This window comes from Natronosalvus vescus, assembly GCF_023973145.1.
Lineage (GTDB): Archaea > Halobacteriota > Halobacteria > Halobacteriales > Natrialbaceae > Natronosalvus > Natronosalvus vescus.
Genome location: NZ_CP099546.1, coordinates 1,144,317 through 1,163,013, shown reverse-complemented (window position 1 = coordinate 1,163,013; position 18,697 = coordinate 1,144,317). Strand labels below are relative to the sequence as shown.

General features: G+C 61.6%; 19 protein-coding genes. 9 read left to right on the top strand and 10 right to left on the bottom strand.

Features of this window, described 5'->3' with window-relative positions; all coding sequences use genetic code 11:
• The first annotated feature begins 94 nt into the window (after window positions 1-94).
• The 3 genes from NGM68_RS05550 to NGM68_RS05545 all read left to right on the top strand — a co-directional run bounded on the left by NGM68_RS05550 (window position 95) and on the right by NGM68_RS05545 (window position 1,713).
• A complete protein-coding gene (locus NGM68_RS05550) occupies window positions 95-547 on the top strand; it encodes a pyridoxamine 5'-phosphate oxidase family protein (RefSeq protein ID WP_252700651.1) in 453 nt (150 codons plus the stop codon).
• Window positions 548-822: 275 nt separating this feature from the next.
• The gene (locus tag NGM68_RS18390) at window positions 823-1,038 is read left to right on the top strand and encodes a DUF8066 domain-containing protein (RefSeq protein ID WP_484549501.1); all 216 of its coding nucleotides are present in this window, start codon (window positions 823-825) and stop codon (window positions 1,036-1,038) included.
• Between the two features lie 339 nt (window positions 1,039-1,377).
• The gene (locus NGM68_RS05545; protein WP_252700650.1) at window positions 1,378-1,713 is read left to right on the top strand and encodes a helix-turn-helix domain-containing protein; all 336 of its coding nucleotides are present in this window, start codon (window positions 1,378-1,380) and stop codon (window positions 1,711-1,713) included.
• Window positions 1,714-1,771: 58 nt separating this feature from the next.
• Here the strand turns inward: NGM68_RS05545 and tnpA are convergent, their stop codons facing one another.
• Window positions 1,772-2,170, bottom strand: a complete 399-nt coding sequence (gene tnpA / locus NGM68_RS05540) for an IS200/IS605 family transposase (protein ID WP_252700649.1) — start codon at window positions 2,168-2,170, stop codon at window positions 1,772-1,774.
• Window positions 2,171-2,213: 43 nt separating this feature from the next.
• Between tnpA and NGM68_RS05535 the strand changes: the two genes are divergently transcribed.
• Both NGM68_RS05535 and NGM68_RS05530 read left to right on the top strand, forming a co-directional pair.
• On the top strand, window positions 2,214-3,530 hold the full coding sequence (locus NGM68_RS05535) for a transposase (RefSeq protein ID WP_252700648.1): 1,317 nt from the start codon (window positions 2,214-2,216) through the stop codon (window positions 3,528-3,530).
• Between the two features lie 1,692 nt (window positions 3,531-5,222).
• Window positions 5,223-5,639, top strand: a complete 417-nt coding sequence (locus NGM68_RS05530; protein ID WP_252700647.1) for a hypothetical protein — start codon at window positions 5,223-5,225, stop codon at window positions 5,637-5,639.
• 262 nt (window positions 5,640-5,901) lie between these two features.
• Here the strand turns inward: NGM68_RS05530 and NGM68_RS05525 are convergent, their stop codons facing one another.
• The 4 genes from NGM68_RS05525 to NGM68_RS05510 all read right to left on the bottom strand — a co-directional run bounded on the left by NGM68_RS05525 (window position 5,902) and on the right by NGM68_RS05510 (window position 10,185).
• Window positions 5,902-6,687, bottom strand: coding sequence for an ABC transporter permease (locus NGM68_RS05525; RefSeq protein ID WP_252700646.1), 786 nt, complete (start codon window positions 6,685-6,687; stop codon window positions 5,902-5,904).
• On the bottom strand, window positions 6,684-7,691 hold the full coding sequence (locus NGM68_RS05520; protein WP_252700645.1) for an ABC transporter ATP-binding protein: 1,008 nt from the start codon (window positions 7,689-7,691) through the stop codon (window positions 6,684-6,686). The genes NGM68_RS05525 and NGM68_RS05520 overlap by 4 nt, the downstream gene beginning before the upstream one ends.
• Before the next feature lie 293 nt (window positions 7,692-7,984).
• Complete coding sequence (locus NGM68_RS05515) at window positions 7,985-9,742, bottom strand: bacterio-opsin activator domain-containing protein (RefSeq protein WP_252700644.1); 1,758 nt, start codon at window positions 9,740-9,742, stop codon at window positions 7,985-7,987.
• Window positions 9,742-10,185: a response regulator gene (locus tag NGM68_RS05510; RefSeq protein ID WP_252700643.1), complete on the bottom strand. Its 444-nt coding sequence runs from the start codon at window positions 10,183-10,185 to the stop codon at window positions 9,742-9,744. The genes NGM68_RS05515 and NGM68_RS05510 overlap by 1 nt, the downstream gene beginning before the upstream one ends.
• 151 nt (window positions 10,186-10,336) lie before the next feature.
• Here NGM68_RS05510 and NGM68_RS05505 point away from each other — a divergent pair, with 151 nt between their 5' ends.
• The gene (locus NGM68_RS05505) at window positions 10,337-10,705 is read left to right on the top strand and encodes a hypothetical protein (protein WP_252700642.1); all 369 of its coding nucleotides are present in this window, start codon (window positions 10,337-10,339) and stop codon (window positions 10,703-10,705) included.
• Window positions 10,706-10,788: 83 nt separating this feature from the next.
• On the opposite strand, the gene NGM68_RS05500 is transcribed toward NGM68_RS05505, so the two are convergent.
• The 3 genes from NGM68_RS05500 to NGM68_RS05490 are packed head-to-tail and all read right to left on the bottom strand — an operon-like array spanning window position 10,789 to window position 14,224.
• The gene (locus NGM68_RS05500) at window positions 10,789-13,083 is read right to left on the bottom strand and encodes a type B DNA-directed DNA polymerase (protein WP_252700641.1); all 2,295 of its coding nucleotides are present in this window, start codon (window positions 13,081-13,083) and stop codon (window positions 10,789-10,791) included.
• Complete coding sequence (locus NGM68_RS05495; RefSeq protein ID WP_252700640.1) at window positions 13,080-13,478, bottom strand: DUF8156 family protein; 399 nt, start codon at window positions 13,476-13,478, stop codon at window positions 13,080-13,082. The genes NGM68_RS05500 and NGM68_RS05495 overlap by 4 nt, the downstream gene beginning before the upstream one ends.
• Window positions 13,478-14,224, bottom strand: a complete 747-nt coding sequence (locus NGM68_RS05490; protein WP_252700639.1) for a hypothetical protein — start codon at window positions 14,222-14,224, stop codon at window positions 13,478-13,480. Before NGM68_RS05490 ends, NGM68_RS05495 begins: the two co-directional genes overlap by 1 nt.
• 209 nt (window positions 14,225-14,433) lie before the next feature.
• Here NGM68_RS05490 and NGM68_RS05485 point away from each other — a divergent pair, with 209 nt between their 5' ends.
• On the top strand, window positions 14,434-15,264 hold the full coding sequence (locus NGM68_RS05485; RefSeq protein WP_252700638.1) for an endonuclease III domain-containing protein: 831 nt from the start codon (window positions 14,434-14,436) through the stop codon (window positions 15,262-15,264).
• Window positions 15,265-15,288: 24 nt separating this feature from the next.
• Here the strand turns inward: NGM68_RS05485 and NGM68_RS05480 are convergent, their stop codons facing one another.
• Window positions 15,289-15,702, bottom strand: coding sequence for an EamA family transporter (locus NGM68_RS05480; protein ID WP_252700637.1), 414 nt, complete (start codon window positions 15,700-15,702; stop codon window positions 15,289-15,291).
• A gap of 261 nt (window positions 15,703-15,963) precedes the next feature.
• Here NGM68_RS05480 and NGM68_RS05475 point away from each other — a divergent pair, with 261 nt between their 5' ends.
• Both NGM68_RS05475 and NGM68_RS05470 read left to right on the top strand, forming a co-directional pair.
• A complete protein-coding gene (locus NGM68_RS05475) occupies window positions 15,964-16,407 on the top strand; it encodes a hypothetical protein (RefSeq protein ID WP_252700636.1) in 444 nt (147 codons plus the stop codon).
• Between the two features lie 9 nt (window positions 16,408-16,416).
• Entirely contained in the window at window positions 16,417-16,857 is a 441-nt protein-coding gene (locus NGM68_RS05470) for a hypothetical protein (protein WP_252700635.1), read from the top strand.
• Window positions 16,858-16,866: 9 nt separating this feature from the next.
• Here the strand turns inward: NGM68_RS05470 and NGM68_RS05465 are convergent, their stop codons facing one another.
• Window positions 16,867-18,690, bottom strand: a complete 1,824-nt coding sequence (locus NGM68_RS05465; RefSeq protein ID WP_252700634.1) for a MutS-related protein — start codon at window positions 18,688-18,690, stop codon at window positions 16,867-16,869.
• Window positions 18,691-18,697 lie beyond the last annotated feature (7 nt).

Sequence of the window (18,697 nt, the reverse complement as noted above, 5' to 3'; positions counted from 1 at the left end):
TCCCCGAAGAGTCGATCCGACGCCCCTGCAGAGTCGATCCGTCGCCCGCTCGTTTGGTACCGTCTTTTTACGGCCCCTCGGTGAGAGGTCACCTATGAAGATCCGCGGCTCGCTCCACCGCGAGGCGATCACCACCTACCTCGAGGAGGCGACGATACCCATCAGGCTCGCCTGTCGAACGCCGTCAGGTGGGCTCTGGATGCTCTCGCTGTGGTTCACCTACCGGGACGGAACCCTCCGCTGTGCGACCGCCGCCAGTGCCGACGTCGTCCGGTACATCGAGCACGACCCGGAGGTCGCGTTCGAGGTCTCGAGCAACGAGCCACCGTACGCCGGCGTCCGCGGAGCAGGGACGGCCACGATTAGCCCGGATCCAGACAAGACGCTGCTTCGGGAACTCCTCGAGGAGTATCTCGGCGGGACGGACTCCTCGCTCGCGAAATCGCTGCTCGACGAGGAGCGATCGGAGGTGACGATCACCATCGAACCCGCCGTCGTCTACGGATGGGATTTCAGTGGGCGGATGGCCGATGCCGTCGCGGAGTGATAGGGAATGGTGTGAGGGTGTTATCGAACGATTCCAGGGGCTTTTCCAGCCTGATTCCGTGAACCAGCCGATACGTAGATGGGAGTATTGATCGCCGGCCTCTCTGTCAGGGATGATCTATGTTCTGGATGGTGTGCTGAATAGACAGCGCGTATCTTGCAAAGGGTCGTTTTCAGATTGGAGTAGCTGATTCAGTAAGTACTTAGATAAGAAATAATGGCTAGTGAATTGCTTAATCAGAAGGGTTTTTGTTTGATTAGAAACGATAGACTTCAATGTCCTCCGTTCACATTCGGGAACGAGTCCTTGCTCGATACAGTATCGCAATCGTCGCCATTTTACTCATTAGTTTTGTCTACGCCGTGATTGCCGCGCAGGTCTTCCTTTGGATATGGGGAGTTGTGGCACTGATCTCTCTCGGAGTCTCATTGTTCGTCCTCTATCTCTTTTACAGGCTGGTACTTGCTATCGAACAGATCGCTTACGAATAGTAGTTCAAATCCCATTTCTTCCAGTTCGTAAGGTCAACAAGCGGCTGGTTCATGGGCGTTGACCTGTTTTGAAACAAGTAAAGTTCTCTTGCTAAACTCATGCTCTGTATCTTGCACGACCCTCTTGTCAGCGTTTCGGTATCTCGTCCAACGTCTGCTGAACTCACACCGCGAATGTGGCACAGATTGCGGATTCACCTACGAAGGTGTTGGTCACTCAGTCCAGATGAAAAATTGTCGTAGGTATTCGAACATCTAATCATATTGGCGGGTAGTGGAACTATCCCTAATAGAATAGGGCTTCGCCATTTATGTACGACCCACATTCATTGACTCGACATGAACACGCAGGATGCCCACGAGATTCTGGCTAATGCTGATCGACGGCACATCCTCACCGAACTTTCCGAAAACGACGGATTCACCACAATCTCTGACCTCGCTACAATACTCGTCATCCACTCGGAGACCCGCGTAGAAACCGACAAAGCCCTCGAAAATGCAAAAATCAGGTTGGTGCATAACCACCTACCACGGTTAGAGGATCACGGAATAATCGAGTACGATAACAGAAGTGGAGATGTAATACTCACCGCCTCTGAGACGAGAACGTCTCTACTCGATACTGCAGAGGAGGGAGAAGCTATGGCTACTGAAACAGCGGAACCGTTCTAAAGATAACAGCGAGAGTTCCACGGGTCACCTGACCCGTGGGTGAATCGCGTACGCTCGCCTAATGTTCAGTATCCTCGATGTACCGACGAACCACGTCCTCGGAAACTGCACCCGTTGTTCCGACGTAGTAGCCATCCTTCCACAGGCCACTTCCCCAGAAATACCGCTGTTTGAGTTCAGGATGACGCTTGAGAACCGTTCGTCCCGAGTAACCTTTGAATTGTTTCGCTATCTCGGCAGGACTCCATTTCGGGCCGGTCTTCACGAACAAGTGAACGTGGTCGGGGGCAATCTCCATCGACACAATCTCGTGACCGAATCGCTCGGCAGTTCCTTGGAACAATTCCGCAAGTTCGTCTCGAACTAACTCCAACAACCCGTGTCGGTACTTCGGGCACCACACGAAATGATACTTACACAGACTAATCGAATGTGCATGACTCCTGTATTCTCCCATCCTAATCCCTACTTTTATTATCATTTGATTCGATAGTCAAGGTATGGGTATCGAAGAAGTCACGAAGACCGCACGCACTCGACTCTGCATAGAGTCTGGTGAGCGGTCGTGGCTCAAAGATGCCCGCTTCACCGCACGAGACATCGCCAACGACACACTCCGACTCAAACAAGACGGATACAACCGTACTGAGATTCAGAAGGAAGTTGACCGCGATGACTTCCTTCGGAACAACAAGTGCGCGGTCGTCGGGAAAGCCCTGCAAGCGTGGGATTCCTACAAAGAACTCCTCAACTGGTGGCACGACCAAGACGACACTCACGTCGGAAAACCGTCGCCACCCGCCACGGACAAGAAAGGAGCCTACCCACTTGTCATGGCGCACACCGAAGGCTACCGCCTCACCTACAACGACGAGGATGACCGGGTTCAGTTCCGTGTGAGTCCGAAGCCGTACAAGAAGGTGAAAGGGCACCTTCGAGGGCGACCGGAAGACCTTGCGTTGATTGGGGAATCCTTGACGGAGGATGAGTGGTCGTTGGGACAGGCTGAACTTGTGTACCGAGATGGCGTGTACTACCTACACGTCACGGTTAAAACAGAGGTTGAGGTGCCTGAACCCGAAGACGCTGACACTCTCGTCGGCGTCGATATTAACGAGCGCAACATCGCTCTCACCGCTCTTAATCGTGAGACAATGGACACGCTCGGAACACTCGTGCTTGACTACGGTACGGTGAAAGCCGAACGCCAACGCTACCACACCATCACGAAACGCTGTCAAGAACACGGCCAACACTCCATCCATCACCAACTCGGGGAGAAAGAAGAACGCTACACTGAGTGGGTTCTTCACCGGCTGTCTCGGGTTGTGGTGGAGTTCGCCCAACAGTTCTCGAACCCAGTTATCGTGTTCGAGGACCTGAGTGGGATTCGAGACGCCATCAAGTACGGTACGTACATGAATCGGCGTCTGCACAAACTCCCGTTCCATAAGTTCGAGAAGCAGGTTCGCTACAAGGTGACGTGGAATCAGATTCCGTGTGAGACGGTTGAGTCGCCGTACAACTCGAAGTCGTGTTCGTGTTGTGGACACCGTGGCTACCGTCAAGGTCGGCGGTTCCGGTGTACGAATGATTCGTGTGAGGTTCAGCAAGACCATGCTGACCGGAACGCGAGTGTGAATGTGGCGTGGCGAGCGTGGGCGAAACATGCTGGTGTAGATGTTGAATCAGTTAATTACCGGACTCGCAAAACCCAACCGTTTGTTCGGAAGGTGAGCCTGTCTGGGTCGGGGCGCTCTGTAAACCGCCCATCCTCATCCCGCGACATCGTGTCGCGTGGAGTGCTATCGGCATAGGCTGAGGGAACAAGAAAAGCCACGGGTCACCCGACCCGTGGTCGTTTACTCGAAGTTCAGTGTCAAAATCCGCATATGCCGAATAGTTCCGCTACCCTTGGGTGAAATACAAACGATTGTCGTGCTGCACCGATTCTCTGTATGCAGCAGACAACTCCTGTAATCTACTGAGGGTTACAACAAAACGGACTAATCGCGTATCAGATACCTCATAACCGGGTTCTCTGTCCGGAAGAATAGGTTTGGTCTCTGTTCGAGGGCCGATTATGAAGATAGTCTAGGAAAGGTTGCACGATAAGGATCTTCCTCGAGAGCAAGGCTCGTGTCCCAATAGTCGAGTAGAAGGCTTCTCGAGGCGATTAGGGAGCGTTCGTGTATGTTTCGATGATTGCCGGGGCTGATGGGCGAGCGAGGTTCGTTTCGTGATCGGTACTCGCTGAGCAGATGCAAGACTCGAGGCGTCAAACGTGCATAACCGGTTCGAGACGCGCTCTATGGTGAGGTTTCTTTTTTGGAAGAGGTCTCACCCTCTTCGGTGATCTCTGTGTAGTATCGAACCCCCAAACCGATAGCAGGGAACCGATTATGAACTTTCGAGTCGTGTACTGGTCGGCTACGCGTTCGACTCGAGTGGATGAGTGAGATCCCTGCAGAGAAGGCTCTAAACCAGTGAATTCATTTTTGTGAAATCGGTTCGAGGCTCGCTTCGTAGCGATTCTTATCCTGATGAGCGCGAATCCGGAAAACGCAAGAGTGAAACCGATTATGAACTTTTGAGAGCGCGATTTGCCCCACTTTTCGGGTCACTCTCGTTCTCCTGCTCACGCTTTCCTCTGGCCTGAAAGCCATCTCGAGCGAAAATCGCCTACTCCAAGAGCTCTTCCTAGGTTCATCCATAGGCCACCTCTACACACATCTTCCGGACAGTTGTCGTGGTTATGATCACCAAGGTAGTCTGGCCAATACGATCATAGAAGCGCCCATCCCTCTGTGAATCCCTTCAGTCTAGGGAGCATATTCACTGAGACCCCTACCTTCCGCTTTCACTTTAGCAGTTAATCTGGAATCAAGAGCTGGTACGTCCAACCTTTACTCCATGTTGGGGTGAGCATGGGGTTAGTAGCCCGGAACCGATATGCGCGATATCATCATACGCACTCGTCGTTGAGGGGGAGGGCGACACAAACGCCCATCATGTCCGTTCTATAGCCTCAAACATCGCCGTTGACACTCTTTCGCGGTTAAAGACGAGGCATCTCGATCCCTTTTCGAATTCTAGATCGGCAATTTGTTTCTGTGGCCAGGAAGACGACATCGTGCGAGCAATCTGAGCGAGTAGGGTATGAAGGCGTTGTTGAGATCCTCAAACGGTGATAGGTTTCAACGACCGTGCTGAACTCACAGCGCGAATCTCGCACGGACTGAGGAGCGATCAACGCGGAAGGTCGAACGCTCAGTACAGGGGAAGGACATACCACTACCGGCCACTCAGAAGCCATAGGTACGACCGGAATAGATGAGCTTTATGACAGTAGAACAGAGGGAGGGTTTGCAAGCTCAAGGCCGTCAAGGGATGGGGCTTTTCCCAGTAACCCGTAGATATTGTCACCGTGTTTCTAAAACGATCGACTTTGTTTAAATAGGACTCTCTCGGTAGAAGTGATGCTCCTCTTGACGAGGGGTGGAATACCGATGAAACGAAATATCGAACCGAGTGCGAATGTCTCGCGACGCACCGTGCTACGAAAAGGCGCTGCAGGAGCGGTCGTCGTAGGCGTTACGGCGATTATTGGAGGAACTGCAGCCGGTCAGCAAGGACAGGGCCAAGGCGGTGTCGCAGAAACTGACGAAGAGACGTTCCGGCGGAAGGAACCGTGGGTCGTCACGAATGCCCTCGAACCCATCGAAGAATTTGTGAGTTGTATGGCTGAGCAATCCGCCGACCGGGTATTATACGAGTATGATGCGGAGTACGTCGACGACGGAACCGAATTATGGGTTCTTACTCGAAAACCTCTCACCGTCGAAGAAACGTATCAGTTCAACGCGCCGTTCACCCAATGTAAAGACACCGACGCAGTGCAAACCTCGTTTAGGCGAGTAAGGTAGCGCACCTAATTCTTCAGCGGTCAATTCGCAGGTTTCTATACCGGGTAGTTCAGAATCAGTGGGTCGAAATAAAGTGAATCAGTGTGCTGCATCCATCCTCTGTATGCAGCAGACGATTTTTAACAGTAGATGGGGAGATCAATAGCTGCTCCAGTAACTGCTTGCCCTGTACATCTCGTTCCTCGGGTAGTTACAGAGAGGGTATTCGAACCGTTCTATGCGTGACTACAACGGTTCCGCTAAGCGGGGGACTGGTCGACGCTCAATCCGTTCGCGGAATCGACCACGCCCCGACGGCGAACGTTACGACGGCGAGCGCCGCGAGCACGAGCAGGTTCCCCAGGACGGGGTCGATCCCCGTGCCCGCAACCCCGGCGGTCCCGGTCGCCGATTCGGGATACGTGGCCGCGCGAACCCCTCGAGCGAAGTACGTCAGCGGCGAGAGGTTCACCAGCGGGCCGAACCAGCCGGGTAACTGCTCGAGGGCGATGAACGTCTCGGAGAGAAAGAGCAACGGGAGGCCGATTGCGTTGCTCGCGGCGACGGCACCGTCCTGCGAATCGGTGTAACTGCCGAGGAGGGCACCGATGCCACAGAAACAGACGGTGCCGACGAGCACGTACGGAACGAGCCACGGCGAGTAGGCGATGTCGGCCCCCGTGAGGACGACCACGAGGACGAGGATCAGGAGACTCGCCAGGCCGATGATGATCGCGTTGACGAGCGTCTGGGCCAGCAGCCACTCCCCTCGCGACAGTGGCGTCGTCGCCAGCTTCTCGAATCGATTCCCCTCCCGGTGACGGGCCACCTCGCTGCCGAGTCGCGAGAGGGGCGTAAAGAGGACGACGACGGCGAGGTAGCCGGGCACGTAGTACGCCGGCGGCTCGGCAAAGAGGCCCCCACCCGTCGGATCGGTTCGCACGAGCGCACCGAAGATGACGATCAGGATCACGGGGAAGAAGAACGTGAAGAAGACTGCCGTCCGCCGGCGAGTAAAGGAACGCCAGTCCGCACCGACGGCGGCCCGGAGTCGGGTAACGCGGCTCATCGGCGCTCACCGCCTGCGGCCACGACCTTATCGGTTCCCGCCCGTTCGACTTCCCCCGCCAGCGACAGATACACGTCCTCGAGCCCCGGTTCGCTCCACTCGAGGCCGGTGTAGTGGACGTCAGCCGCCTCGAGGGCGTCGACGACGCGACCGATTTCGGCCGGTTCGATGTCGTTGACGACGACGCCGTGCTCGAACGAGTCGACGGGGTACTCGAGGGCGTGTTCGGCGAGTGCCCGTTCGATCGCGGCTGTTCCCGCACCGCCGGTCGATCCGGCTCCATCGTCGGCCTCGATCGTCAGCCGACTCGAGCCGCCGTGGTCGGCGACCAGCGTGGTCGGCGTTTCCTGGGCGACGAGCGCCCCATCCGCCAGGAGGCCGACGCGATCGGTCAGCCGCTCTGCTTCGGCCATGTCGTGGGTCGTAAGTACGATGGTCGTTCCGGCGGCCGCGAGCGCCTCGAGCAGGTTCCAGACCGTTCGTCGGCCGGCCGGATCGATTCCGGTCGTCGGCTCGTCGAGAAAGAGGAGGTCGGGGTCGTTGACGATTGCGGCACCGACGCAGACCCGTCGTTGCTGGCCCCCCGAGAGGTTCTCGTACCAGGTATCGCCGTCGTCGGCGAGCCCGACGTCAGCGAGTACCGCGTCGGGATCGCTGGCGTCGTCGTACAGCCCCGCGTAGTAAGTGAGGAGTTCGCGAGCAGTGAGTCGATTCGGTGGCGAAAACGCCTGCGGGAGGACGGCAATGCGGTTTCGGTCGACGGCTTCCGGCGTCTCGCCGAGGATGGTCACCGATCCCGCATCCGGGACGGTCGTCCCCGTTAGCGCCCGCACGAGCGTCGTCTTCCCCGCACCGTTGGGGCCGATGAGGCCGAACACCTCGCCGCGTCCGACCGACAGCGACACGCCCGAGAGCGCACTGGTGTCGCCGTAGGTCTTCTCGAGGCCGTCGGCGTCGACAACCGGGTCAGTGCCGCCACGGGCGTCGTCCCTGCCACCTGCCATACGGCCGAGTAGCCACCGATCCGGGGTAAGCGGTTCGATTCGGTCGGGCAGCAGTTTCCCTCGGACGTGCTGGCAGCCAGGTTGTGCCGTTATGCTCGACGCAGTCTCGTGTGACTGAGTGAGCGACTGAGTGACTGAGTGAGTGAGCGACTGGGTCGGTCGCGCAGACGCGGGTCGCTCGAGTGAGGAGTGTGTCCAACAAACGGATACGGGTCGCTCGAGTACGACGTGGCCAAACGACTCAGTTGGACGCCCGACAACAGAATCGGCGACGGAACCGATGGGCCCGGCAGTCACTCCTCGCCAGGAGACGCCGACTCGCCGGCGAACACCGCATCGAAGAACTTCAGTTCGGCCGCCCGCAGGTGCTGGGTGAACGTGGCCGGCGAGATGTCCAGCCGTTCAGCGACCTCCTCGCCCGTGGAGGTACGCGGCCAGTCGAAGAAGCCGGACCGGTAGGCCGTCTCGAGCGCGTCGAGTTGCCGATCGGTGAGTTTCGTCTCGATGACGCTCGAGCCAGGAATCGAGGGATCGCTTCGTTCGGCCGTTCGCTGGGCGACGAACGTCGCCCCGGGGCAAACCGACTCGACCGTTTCGATCACCTGTGCGGTCTCACTTTGCTGGGAGAGTTCGATGACAAAGCGGAGCGAGTCGTCTTCGATGCGAGCCGAGTTGACCCGGCCACCGTGGGTCGCAACCGTCTCGAACAGGTCGATGCCATCCGTTTTGGTGAGTTCGAAATCGTACTCTTCCTGACCCGGGGTCAGAACCCGAAGGTCGCTGAGCCCATCGATCCGTTCGATTGCATCCTCCAGCGTCTCCTGTTCCACGCCGCTGGCGGAGCCATACGCCAGTACACGCTCGTTCGAGCGAATAAATTGGTTGAAGCGAACCTCGCTTCCGTCGTCCTGTGTCACCGCGACGAGCTCCGGAAGCGTCTCCTCGGCAACGAACTCGAGTTCGAGCGTGGCGTCGGTCAATAACGCCTCCTTTCGCTCGAGCGCCGTGATCGCGTGCGCAACGACGTCGCCGAGGCGACCGAGCAACGTCCGCTCGTACTCCGCAAATGCGTCTGCTCGGGCCGAGTAAACGTTGAGGACGCCGTACCGAAGCCCCTCGTAACTGATCGGGATTGCCGCCGAGGAACGGTATCCTCGCTCGTGGGCAGATTCCCGCCAGGGGCCGTAGTTGTCCGCCGTCACGATGTCCTGCACCACCTGTATCGTCCCCGTCTGAATCGCTTTGCCCGAAGGCCCCTGTCCCGTGGCATCGTTCCCAACGGTGATCGTCACCTCGTCGAGATAGCCGTCCTCGACCCCGGCAACGGCCCGCGGTACGAGTTGATCGCCGCCCGGGCTCACTTCGCCCATCCAGGCGAATCGATAGGCGTCGTCCGCAGCGAGACGGTCACAGACCGCCTGTTCGAGTTCCTCGCGCGTCGACGTCGTCAGGACGTCGTGGGTGATCTCCTGACCGATCCGGTTGAGTCGGTTCAACGCCTCGAGTTCCTGACGTCGTCGTTCGCGCTCGAGAAGTTGTTCGTGGCGCTCGATTGCGTGCGAGAGGGTTCGCACGAGCATCGGGCTCGTCACCTCGTCTTTCACGAGGTACTCCTGGGCACCTCTCGAAATGGCTTCGATACCAGTATCGCTATCCTGGAGACCCGTGAGGACGATGACCGGCACCTCCGGCGCGGCCTCGAGAACCGACGACAACGTCTCGAGACCGGTGCTATCCGGGAGGTTCAGATCGAGGAGCACGACGTCGGTGGTCGTGGCTTCGCTCTCCGCTGAGCGTTCGATGCTGTGGCCACCATTCGTATCGTCGTCACTGTCACCGGATGCTTCCTCGTCGCTGTCGGCTCCGATAAGATAGGCCAGTCCGTTCTCGAGTCGGGTCTCGTGGTGGACGTGTGGCGTCTCACCTGCGGCCTGCTCCGTTCCAATGCGCTCGATCAGTTCCTCCGCTTCCCCAAGCATCTCCTCGATGAGGCGCGCATCGCCCGGATTGTCCTCGATCAGGAGAATCTCGAGACGTGTATCCCCTGTCATTACTCTTCGCTCGGTGGAAGTTGCACGACTGACAACCAGAAGGTCTCGAACGTTCGCAGTGCGTCGATGAACTCGTCAGGATCGATCGGTTTCGTCAGGTAGGCGTTCGCGTAGTTCTCGTAGGAGGAGACGATGTCCTCTTCGGCTTCCGAGCTCGTGAGGACGATCGTCGGGATGCGCCTGAGATTCCGATCGTTTTTCAGCACTTCGAGGACGTCCGCGCCGCTTTTCCGAGGAAGGTTCAGATCGAGCAAGATCAGATCCGGTTTCGGGGCATCTTCGTGCCCGTTCTCGCGGCGTAAAAACGAGATGGCTTCGGCGCCATCGCGGGTAATGTGGAGCGTATTGTCGATGCGACCCTCCTTGAACGCTTCTTGTGTCAGTCGAACATCGCCCGGATTGTCCTCGACCAACAGGATGTCGATCGGCTCAGTTACGTGCATGGCTGTGATGTCAAGTGATGAATGTCGCGTTCGTGTTCCGGTATCCGTATCTACCGTTGTACGGGTAGGCATTAGTTACTATCGCCATTCGATCGGTATTCGGAATTCGGTTCGCTCGGACGTGAACGCGTCTCGTCCGCGTTCTTCCGACGTGACAATCGCGTCCGTCGTTACGACGGCAGGGGGCGAAATCGGAACGTCGATCCCTCATTGGGACAGTTTCGACCCAGAGGCGGCCGTGCTCCATCAGCCTCGAGCGTCCGCCCCAGCAGCGATGCTGGCCCCGGTGACGCAGTTTGGTGCCGAGAACGTCCATAGACCAGCCGACACCCTGGCGCAGGCGAAACGAGTCGTCGGGCAACCGTTCGGCGATCACGCTGCACCTGGCCTCAAGCGCCTCGCTGACGGCGACGGCCCCGTTCGACAGCAGTTGCTCGAGATCGTCGCTCTCGAGGGCGCGCTGGCCGAGTTCGGCGACGGCCTCTTGCTGTCGAATCTGGAGAGAACCGTTGCCGTGTGACCGATCCCTGGTTGCCATCGTACTGTGACAGTGAATGGGTGCAGCGAGGGTAAATGTGGCGGTTAGCTAACAGTATCGGTCGGTTAGCTGGAGAATGTCGATAGTTGAACCGTTCGGCCGTCACTGAGATAGTGCCGAATTCGCCGCTCGTCCCAGCCGAACGCAGCGAGGACGCTTTCGCCTGCTCGAAGGAGCGCGCGTTCGTAGTAGTCGCTGTGGTAGGGCGGCGCTTGTGGGCGGCCGTTCTCGAGTTCGACGTCCGTCTCGAGTTTGGCTTCCGTTCCAGGTACGACGTCCGTCTCGAGTTCGAACGGCAACCGAATCCGTTCGCGCGTTCGGCTAGCATCGTCGTCGACGACGACGTACTCGACGGCCTGTCCGGGGCGGCGCGGAACGTCGTGGGCGGCGTACCGCCGCAACGCACCCACCGTGAGCGTCTCCTGTCGGTAGGCCTCGAGCGGTTTCGAGACGCGTTTGGTAATCGCCACCTCGGCGACGTCGACGTCACCCCGGCGCAGGTCACCGAGTCGTCGCGCCAGGCGATCGCAGACGGCCTCCGGATCGCGGGTATCGTCGAGCACCTCGAGGCACTCACGCTGACACGCCGCGATGAACGGCGGGGTGTGGCGCTGTCGACACTCGAGGCCGCGGATCTTGAACTCACCGGTGGTTCGCTTGCCGGCGTACTTGGTCAGGGCACCGGCGGTGACGCCGTCTCCGACGCTGGCATCCTGTCTGGGGACGAAACACACCCACTCGTAGTGGCCGTCGTGCTCGAGGTCGATGCCGACGTCGCAGCTTATCTCGGCGATCACGTCCGCGATGGGTTCCGGGTCGTCGACCCGCGGGGCCACCCAGAGGCTGTCGACGATCCCGTGGACGATGTGCCAGCCGGCGTCCTCGAGGCGAGCCTTCGCCGTGAGGGCGATGTCGCGGGCGTAGGCGTTGATCGCCTCGTGGCACTCGATCCGCCCAAACTTCGCGTTTCGGTAGCCCTGGTAGCCGAAGCAGGAGACGAGTACCCACTTGATCGCCCCCGAGTGGCCACGCAATCGGGCGGCTTCGGCCTCGTCCTCGACGCCGCGTTCGAGCCGTCGCTTGCAGGCGGCGCGTCGGTCGAGCAGCGGCCGCAACACCGCCGGGAGAAAGCCGTCCGTCCCGCAGAGGTAATACTCGAGTTCGGGAACCCGTTCGCCGTCGTCGTCGGCCGACTCACCGGCTCGCCCGGCTCGCTCGCTGTCAACGGAACACCCACAATCGAGCGTCTCCGGACTCACGTTGTGTTGGCAGATGATCCGCGGATACAGCGAGGCGAAATCGATCTCGTGGACGTCCTCGTGATAGCCTACCTCCGGCGAAAACGTGAAGCCGCCGCGGTCGGCCGCGTGCAGCGTCGACACGGATTGAAATCGCTCCGGCTCCCACTTGTTCAGCGGTGCGAGCACGTCCCACTCCCGGGCGACGCCGATCTGAATCGCCGTCAGGATCGTCCCGATGCTGGCCCGGGCCGCCTCCTGAAGCGGTTGCTTCGACTGTCCAACGAGGTACTCGAGCCCCGCCAGCCCCGACTGGTGCCAGAGGAAGCTGTTCGACGTGTCGACGATCGCCCGTCCCGGCACCCGGTAGCGGGCTGGGGAGTGACCGACCTGGCCGTAGCTGGTGTACGTACTCTCGCCCGCCAGCTGCGTCCAGCCGGGGAGCCGGCCCAGCTGAAACCCGTCGAGACCCGCGTCGGTCGCCGCCCGCTCGAGCGTCGGAATCAGGTCGCCGTGGCTCACCACGAGCACGTCCGGGTCGTGGCGCTCGAGGCGGCGTCCGAGCGACCAGAGGACGTCCGCCGGTTCGCCGGTGACGGGGTCGCCGTCGATCTCGAGGCGGGAGACGTCGCCCGCGGCGAGCGCTCGATCGGCGATCCCGATCTCGAGCGTCCGCAACGGGCGCGACGAGGTGGGGTCGATCCCCTCGTCGAGGCAGTACCGGAATCCGGGCGCGAAGTCGACGTCGAACAGCCGGAGCGTCCCCGGCGCGTGGTGCTCGCGGGCGTAGACGCCCCGGATCTCTCGTGCCAGCGTTCCCACCTCGCCGACGCGCTCGAGGCCGACGCGCAACACGGTCGCACGCTCGCCATCGTGGTGGGCGTGAAGGCTGGGGTATCGTTCCTCGAATTCCATCTCGGCTACCTTCGGATCGCCCTCGAGGTGCGTGCGCAGGGCTTCGAGCGCCTCGAGCGGGCCGCCGACGAACAGCGCCGGGACGTAGTCGGTTCGTTCGGTGTAGGTTGCGCCCGGGGAACCCTCGTCATCGTTCGAGTTCGACCCCGACTCGAGCAGCGTCCACTCCCGAACGAGGCCGTCCTCGAATTCGAACGCGAACGTCACGGGTCGGTCGTCCCCTCCGTTTGCGCCGAATCGTCGACATCGCCGTCACCGCTACTGTTACTGCCACTATCACCGTCGACATCACAGTCACTGCCACCGTCGCCGTCGCCCGCGTCGGCCTCGGCCTCGTGAATCGAAGCCGCTCCCTCCAGTTCGGACACGCGAACCTCGAGTTCCCGAAGCGCCGTCTCGTGGGCCACCAGCAGCGACAGCACCAGCGCCCGCTCGGGATCGGCGGTATTCGCGTAGCCAGCCGCGTCCGCGACGGTTCGCGCCCGATCGAACAGACGGTCGAAATCGGCCTGGCGCTCCCGGCGCAGCGCCCGCCGCATCGGTGCCCACTCGCGCTCGAGGCCGCGGAGGGCGTCCCGATACGTTGGGTTCGTTCGGCCCATCAGGCGAGCACCTCCGGCCCCATTTCCATCCTCTCGAGCGGGTCGGCGACCGACTGATGGGACCGATGGGGAACCCCCGCCAGCACCGCGTCGGGGTCGAGTCGGCCGCAGCACCCGACCCAGTAGGGGATCGTCGTCTGCCAGTACCGGCCGTGCCAGTAGCCCATCGTCTCGAGCCCGTCGCCGTCGAATCGGAGTCCCTCACGGGTCTGGGTGCACTCGATCATCGAGTCAGCGGCCGTCTCGAGGTGCTCGAGCGTACTCGTCGGCGCGCGCTCGGCGGCGGTGATCAGGACGGGACACTCGAGCGAACGTCCGAGTTCGGCCAGAATCGTCACGGTCGACTCGAGGAGGTCGTCTCGCTCCCATCCCGCGAGATCGGCGTCGCGGTAGAGCAGTCCTACGTTCGGGGCGACGATCAGCGCCGTAGTGGGGTCGGCTCGAGCCGTGACCTCTCTGACCAGCGAGTGGTGCTGGTAGGCGGTGAACGCCCGAGCGATCCGCAGGGGCTCGAGCACCTGCCGACCCGAACCAGGTGCGACGTCGTACAGGACGTGCGTCGACGCCGTGTTGCCGGCGTCGATCCAGTACGCGTTCTGTGGCTCAGTTCCGTCGCCCGTTCCGTCCCCGCCAGCAGTGAGGTGATCACAGACGAGTTGGTGTACCGCCGTCGACCGTCTCGACGGCACGCGAAGCAGCGTCAGTCCGGACTCGAGCGTCGAATCGTGGTGAAGGTGAAGTGTCATCGTCGTTCGATGGCTCGAGGGACATCCTGATAAGTGACGGAGGGGTGTTTCCGTTATTTCCGTTATTCGTCGATCTGTCGATATCGGCGCGTTCGGAGGGTGACAGTCAGATACAGCCGTTTCCGAAACGGTTTCCGAAAGACGGGTGATCCAGGGGATCGATCACCGACTTCGCCGTCGTTTTGTCCCTCCCACCCGTTCGCTCGCGTATGCCACACGAGTCGGATCCCGAACCCGAGGTCAACATCAGCGGCGGGGAAGCCGGCGGCGGCGCACCCGCGACATTCGACCCGGCGACCGCCGACACACGAGCGGAGCGCATCGTCGACCGCCTCGGGGCTCGCTACTGGCAGAAGACCTACGGCGGACAGGACGCCTTCACCTGTCTCGTCCGAACCATCCTCAGCCAGAACACGAGCGACGTCGCGAGCCAGCCCGCCCACGACGCCCTGCTCGAGCGCTACGACGGCCCCGACATCGACCTCGCGGCCGCACTCGCCGCCGCCGAGCGGTCGACGCTCGCCGAAACCATCAGTGCCGCCGGCCTCTACAACCAGAAGTCGGGCGTCATCGTGGACGCCGCCGAGTGGGTCCTCGAACGGTGGGGATCGGCGGCTGGCTTCGACGCGTTCGTCCGCGAGGGCGACCCCCACGAGGTTCGGGCGACCCTCCTCGAAGTGTCCGGCGTCGGCCCGAAGACGGCCGACTGCGTCCTCCTGTTCGCCGGCGGCCGGGACGGCGTCTTTCCCGTCGACACCCACGTCCACCGCATCTACCGCCGGCTCGGTATCGCCCCGCCCGACGCCGACCACGAGGCGGTTCGCGAGGTGCTCGAGCGCGACGTGCCAGCCGAGAAGTGCGGCTTCGGCCACACCGCCACGATCCAGTTCGGCCGGGACTTCTGTACGGCGCGCAGGCCGGCGTGTCTCGAGGATCCCAACGCCTGCCCGATGGCCGACATCTGCGACCAGGTTGGCGTCTATCCGGAGACGGGCGAAGTCGTCGATCCGGCGGACGCCCCGGAAGCGGCCGGGGACTGAGTCGACACAAATTGACCAACCGCGTTACTGCGCGAGCAAAACTACCGCGAGCACCGCGAAGGCGATCCCGAGCGCGTTTTGCAGCGTGAGCGACTCGCCGAGAACGAGGATGCCAATGAGGGCAGCGACGACGAAGTACAGCGCCGAGATCGTCGCGACGACGCCCACTCGGCCGGCGCTCAACCCGGAGTAGAACGCGACCGCGCCGATTCCCGCGAAGATGCCGGCACCCAGGGCGTAGGTGACCCCGGTTCGCTCGAGGACGACCGGCTCGTTCTGGACGGCGACGTAGCCGAGCGCGATCACGACGCTCGCGGCGTAGGAGAGGATCATCGCGAGTTCGGGATCGATCGTCTGGGTCGCTTCGTTCGCGAGTACTGTCCACAGCCCCCAGCCGAACATGGCGATCACGGCGAGGGTAATGGCGTGCTGGCTCATGGCTTTCGAAAAGCGCGGGGGAGCCAAATAGCGTGTGTTTCGGGTGACTGGTACTCCGTCACGCCTGTCGTGACGAATCACCCCGGCCCCAGTTGGGTCGTGACGGTCGTGGCTCGGACGTATCGCTCGAGTGGACGGGAACATCAACGCAGTAGAAGTGAAACGGCCGTCAATGTCGATGCACGTTCGCAATACCGACAGTCACATCTCGCGGCCACCGGTCGACGGAACACTTATGGTTAATTTCCAATCAGTATCTGTATGAATCGACGTGGCCTCCTCGCTCGAGCAATCGCCGTCGGCTCGACGTGCGGTCTTATCGGGTGTCTGGGGCTCACCGATACAACTGTTCCCGTCGTGGTCGGCGTGATCAACAACAGAGCGGAAACACACACAGTCGCTCTCGAGGTCGCCGACGGGGACGAGACTGTTCTAACCCAGCACCTGGAAGTGATCCCGTCCACCCAAGCCGCTCGCGACGGCGAGTCGTACTCACCAGCACTGACCGTGGACGATCTCGTCGTTGCAGGCGAGGAGTACTGGATGACCGTTGACGTCGTCGACGGCGACTCGCGAACGGAGCGCGTCGTCGCGAACTGCAGCGATGAAGGGGCGATCCACGGCTGGACTGGACGGCTCGAATCGAACGGCGGAATACGCATTCATGACGGCTGTCTCGAGGAGGACGAAACCGGAGGCGTATAACAGCGTTCCATGCCCGCTCGAAGAGAACTCCTCGTCGCAAGCGCAGGTATCTGCCTGCCCGCGTTAGCCGGTTGTCTCGACGTCTCGAGGACGGACGCCACCATTCGCGAGGTGAACGTCCTCCTCGACAATCGGGACGTCGAGCCACGGACGTTCGCCTTCGCGCTCGCACTCGAGGACGATGACGACGATGACGACGTGAAGGGTACGCTGGAGTGGGACTCCCGAACAGTCGAGGCGAACGACAGCATCACGGCAACGATCGAGCCACCTACCGATTCAATTCCTGCCAGGTTCTACGGGGTGGTCGACGACGTGGAATCGACGCTCGAGTTCGACGATCTAGACGCTCCGGACGAGGAGTTCTGTCTCTATCTTTACTTCTGGTATCGACATCCGTTCATGGGAGACGTCGAGGTCGAGCGAGCACCGTATCTCGACTGTGAATAGCGACGACTCCTACGACTCGCTCCAGCGCGCATCCGCGAGCGTCCGCTGCACGACGTCGTTGCCCACCGCCTCGCCCAGCGTCTCGAAGCCGACCCGCTCGCTCCGATCGGTCGCGTTTGCCACCAGTCGCGAGACGATGAACTCCGGCGTCGACCGGCCGACCGTCCCGTACCGGGGCTGATAGTCGACCAGCAACTCTAGATCCGGATTCAATCCCTCGGCGAAGATACCGTCCACCCTGGCTTCTGGGGGCAGCGGCTCGAGGTCGTCAGCCAGGTGGGTGACGAACACGCCGAGCGCATCGCGGTCGACGGTGAGGCGAACGAGGCCGTGCAGCAGGTTCGCCGCGCTGCCGGGTTCGGTGATCGCCTCGAACTCGTCGACCAGCATGAGGGTGCGCCCGCCACCCGTCAGTGGCGGAACGATCGAGCGCAACGTGGACTCGAGCACGCCCGCATTGAAACTCGCGTGGCGTCGGTGGAAGACGAGCGCGTCGACGGGCGTCACCTCGGCGCGCTCGGCCGGCACGGGCAGTCCCATCGTCGCGAGCAGCGTCACCTGACAGAGCGTCTCGAGCAGGGTCGTTTTCCCGCCGCTGTTGGCCCCGGTGAGCACCGACACCCGTTCCTCGCCGGTGGGGCCGTCGTCGGCCCCGGTTTCAGTGCCAGCTTTCGAGCCACGGTCGAGACCGACGTCCCGCTCGAGCGTCTCCGCCGAGACGCCGTGTTCGCCCAGCGTGTACGTGATCGGCTGGACGGTGGCGTCCTCTCGCGCAGCGACCGTGAGGTTTCTCGCGCCGACGACGGAGACCGCCGCGTCGCCACCCGTTCGAAACTGCGGGCGGGTGCAGTCGTAGGCGAGGGCAAAGCGGGCGAGCGAGAGGTGAAACGCGATGTCGTCGACCGCCGATATCGCCTGGTCGATCGCCTCCCGATCGGTCGAGAGCGTGGCCTCGAGGTCGGTACGAACGGTCTCCTCCCGCTCGTCGACGGCGCTCGTGAGGTCGGATCGAAGCCCTCTGAGCGTCCCGCCGACGAAGTCGGTCGCGTCCGCTGCGTCCGTCGGCATCGCCTCCCGAACCTGATCAATCGTCACCTGAGTCTCCGAGAGCAGGCGATCCTCGAACGCGTCGCGAAAGCCCGCTACGTCGCCAACGCCCTCCGAGCGCAAGTCCTCGATCACCTCCAGGGCGTTCGCGTTCATATCCTCGACGGCACCCAGGGCCTCACGCAGTCGGTCGAGTTCCTCGTCAGCGCCCTCCCGCACCCGCCCCGCGTCAAGGCCAGCGAGGGCCATCGCCGCCTCCTCGAGCGTCGTCTTCTCGAGGTCGGCGATGGCACCGAACGGCCCGGTCTCGACGTCGGCCTCGAGCAACGCGAGGGCGGCTTCGACGGCGGCGTGTTCGCTGCCGTCGCGGTCGTCGTAGCGCTGGTAGGCCGCGAGGACGGTCTCGCGGTCGTTCTCGTCGAAGGTGGCCCAGGCGTCTCGAGCGGCGAGGACGTCGTCGAGTCGGGCCTCCATCTCGTCACCGCTCGTCAGTGGCGTCAGAACCCGAATTCGGTCGGCAGCCCGATCGGTGACCGCGTGATCGACCGCGAGGTCGAGCACCTCCTTGTACGCCGACCGGGCGTCGCTCGTCGCCAGCGTGTCCATCCCGGCCCCGCCAGTCGCCCGCCGGAGGATGCGCGTCGCTCGACCGCGAGGAAGTCCGGCGTCGGTGAGCGCTCGTACGTCGCCGCTCTCGATCGCTCTGATCGCCCGTTCGGTTCCCAACTGCTCGGCGAGCGTCTCCCGGGTTTTCGGCCCGACGCCCCAGTACTCCTCGAGTTGCATGTCACAC

Bases quoted from the DNA above. Each gene is read 5' to 3' on its own strand.
- NGM68_RS05545 (WP_252700650.1), top strand. From the start codon at position 1,378: ATGAACACGCAGGATGCCCACGAGATTCTGGCTAATGCTGATCGACGG.
- tnpA (WP_252700649.1), bottom strand. From the start codon at position 2,170: ATGGGAGAATACAGGAGTCATGCACATTCGATTAGTCTGTGTAAGTAT.
- NGM68_RS05550 (WP_252700651.1), top strand. From the start codon at position 95: ATGAAGATCCGCGGCTCGCTCCACCGCGAGGCGATCACCACCTACCTC.
- NGM68_RS05490 (WP_252700639.1), bottom strand. From the start codon at position 14,224: ATGACACTTCACCTTCACCACGATTCGACGCTCGAGTCCGGACTGACG.
- NGM68_RS05535 (WP_252700648.1), top strand. From the start codon at position 2,214: ATGGGTATCGAAGAAGTCACGAAGACCGCACGCACTCGACTCTGCATA.
- NGM68_RS05515 (WP_252700644.1), bottom strand. From the start codon at position 9,742: ATGACAGGGGATACACGTCTCGAGATTCTCCTGATCGAGGACAATCCG.
- NGM68_RS18390 (WP_484549501.1), top strand. From the start codon at position 823: ATGTCCTCCGTTCACATTCGGGAACGAGTCCTTGCTCGATACAGTATC.
- NGM68_RS05495 (WP_252700640.1), bottom strand. From the start codon at position 13,478: ATGGGCCGAACGAACCCAACGTATCGGGACGCCCTCCGCGGCCTCGAG.
- NGM68_RS05470 (WP_252700635.1), top strand. From the start codon at position 16,417: ATGCCCGCTCGAAGAGAACTCCTCGTCGCAAGCGCAGGTATCTGCCTG.
- NGM68_RS05525 (WP_252700646.1), bottom strand. From the start codon at position 6,687: ATGAGCCGCGTTACCCGACTCCGGGCCGCCGTCGGTGCGGACTGGCGT.
- NGM68_RS05530 (WP_252700647.1), top strand. From the start codon at position 5,223: ATGAAACGAAATATCGAACCGAGTGCGAATGTCTCGCGACGCACCGTG.
- NGM68_RS05520 (WP_252700645.1), bottom strand. From the start codon at position 7,691: ATGGCAGGTGGCAGGGACGACGCCCGTGGCGGCACTGACCCGGTTGTC.
- NGM68_RS05465 (WP_252700634.1), bottom strand. From the start codon at position 18,690: ATGCAACTCGAGGAGTACTGGGGCGTCGGGCCGAAAACCCGGGAGACG.
- NGM68_RS05485 (WP_252700638.1), top strand. From the start codon at position 14,434: ATGCCACACGAGTCGGATCCCGAACCCGAGGTCAACATCAGCGGCGGG.
- NGM68_RS05475 (WP_252700636.1), top strand. From the start codon at position 15,964: ATGAATCGACGTGGCCTCCTCGCTCGAGCAATCGCCGTCGGCTCGACG.
- NGM68_RS05510 (WP_252700643.1), bottom strand. From the start codon at position 10,185: ATGCACGTAACTGAGCCGATCGACATCCTGTTGGTCGAGGACAATCCG.
- NGM68_RS05480 (WP_252700637.1), bottom strand. From the start codon at position 15,702: ATGAGCCAGCACGCCATTACCCTCGCCGTGATCGCCATGTTCGGCTGG.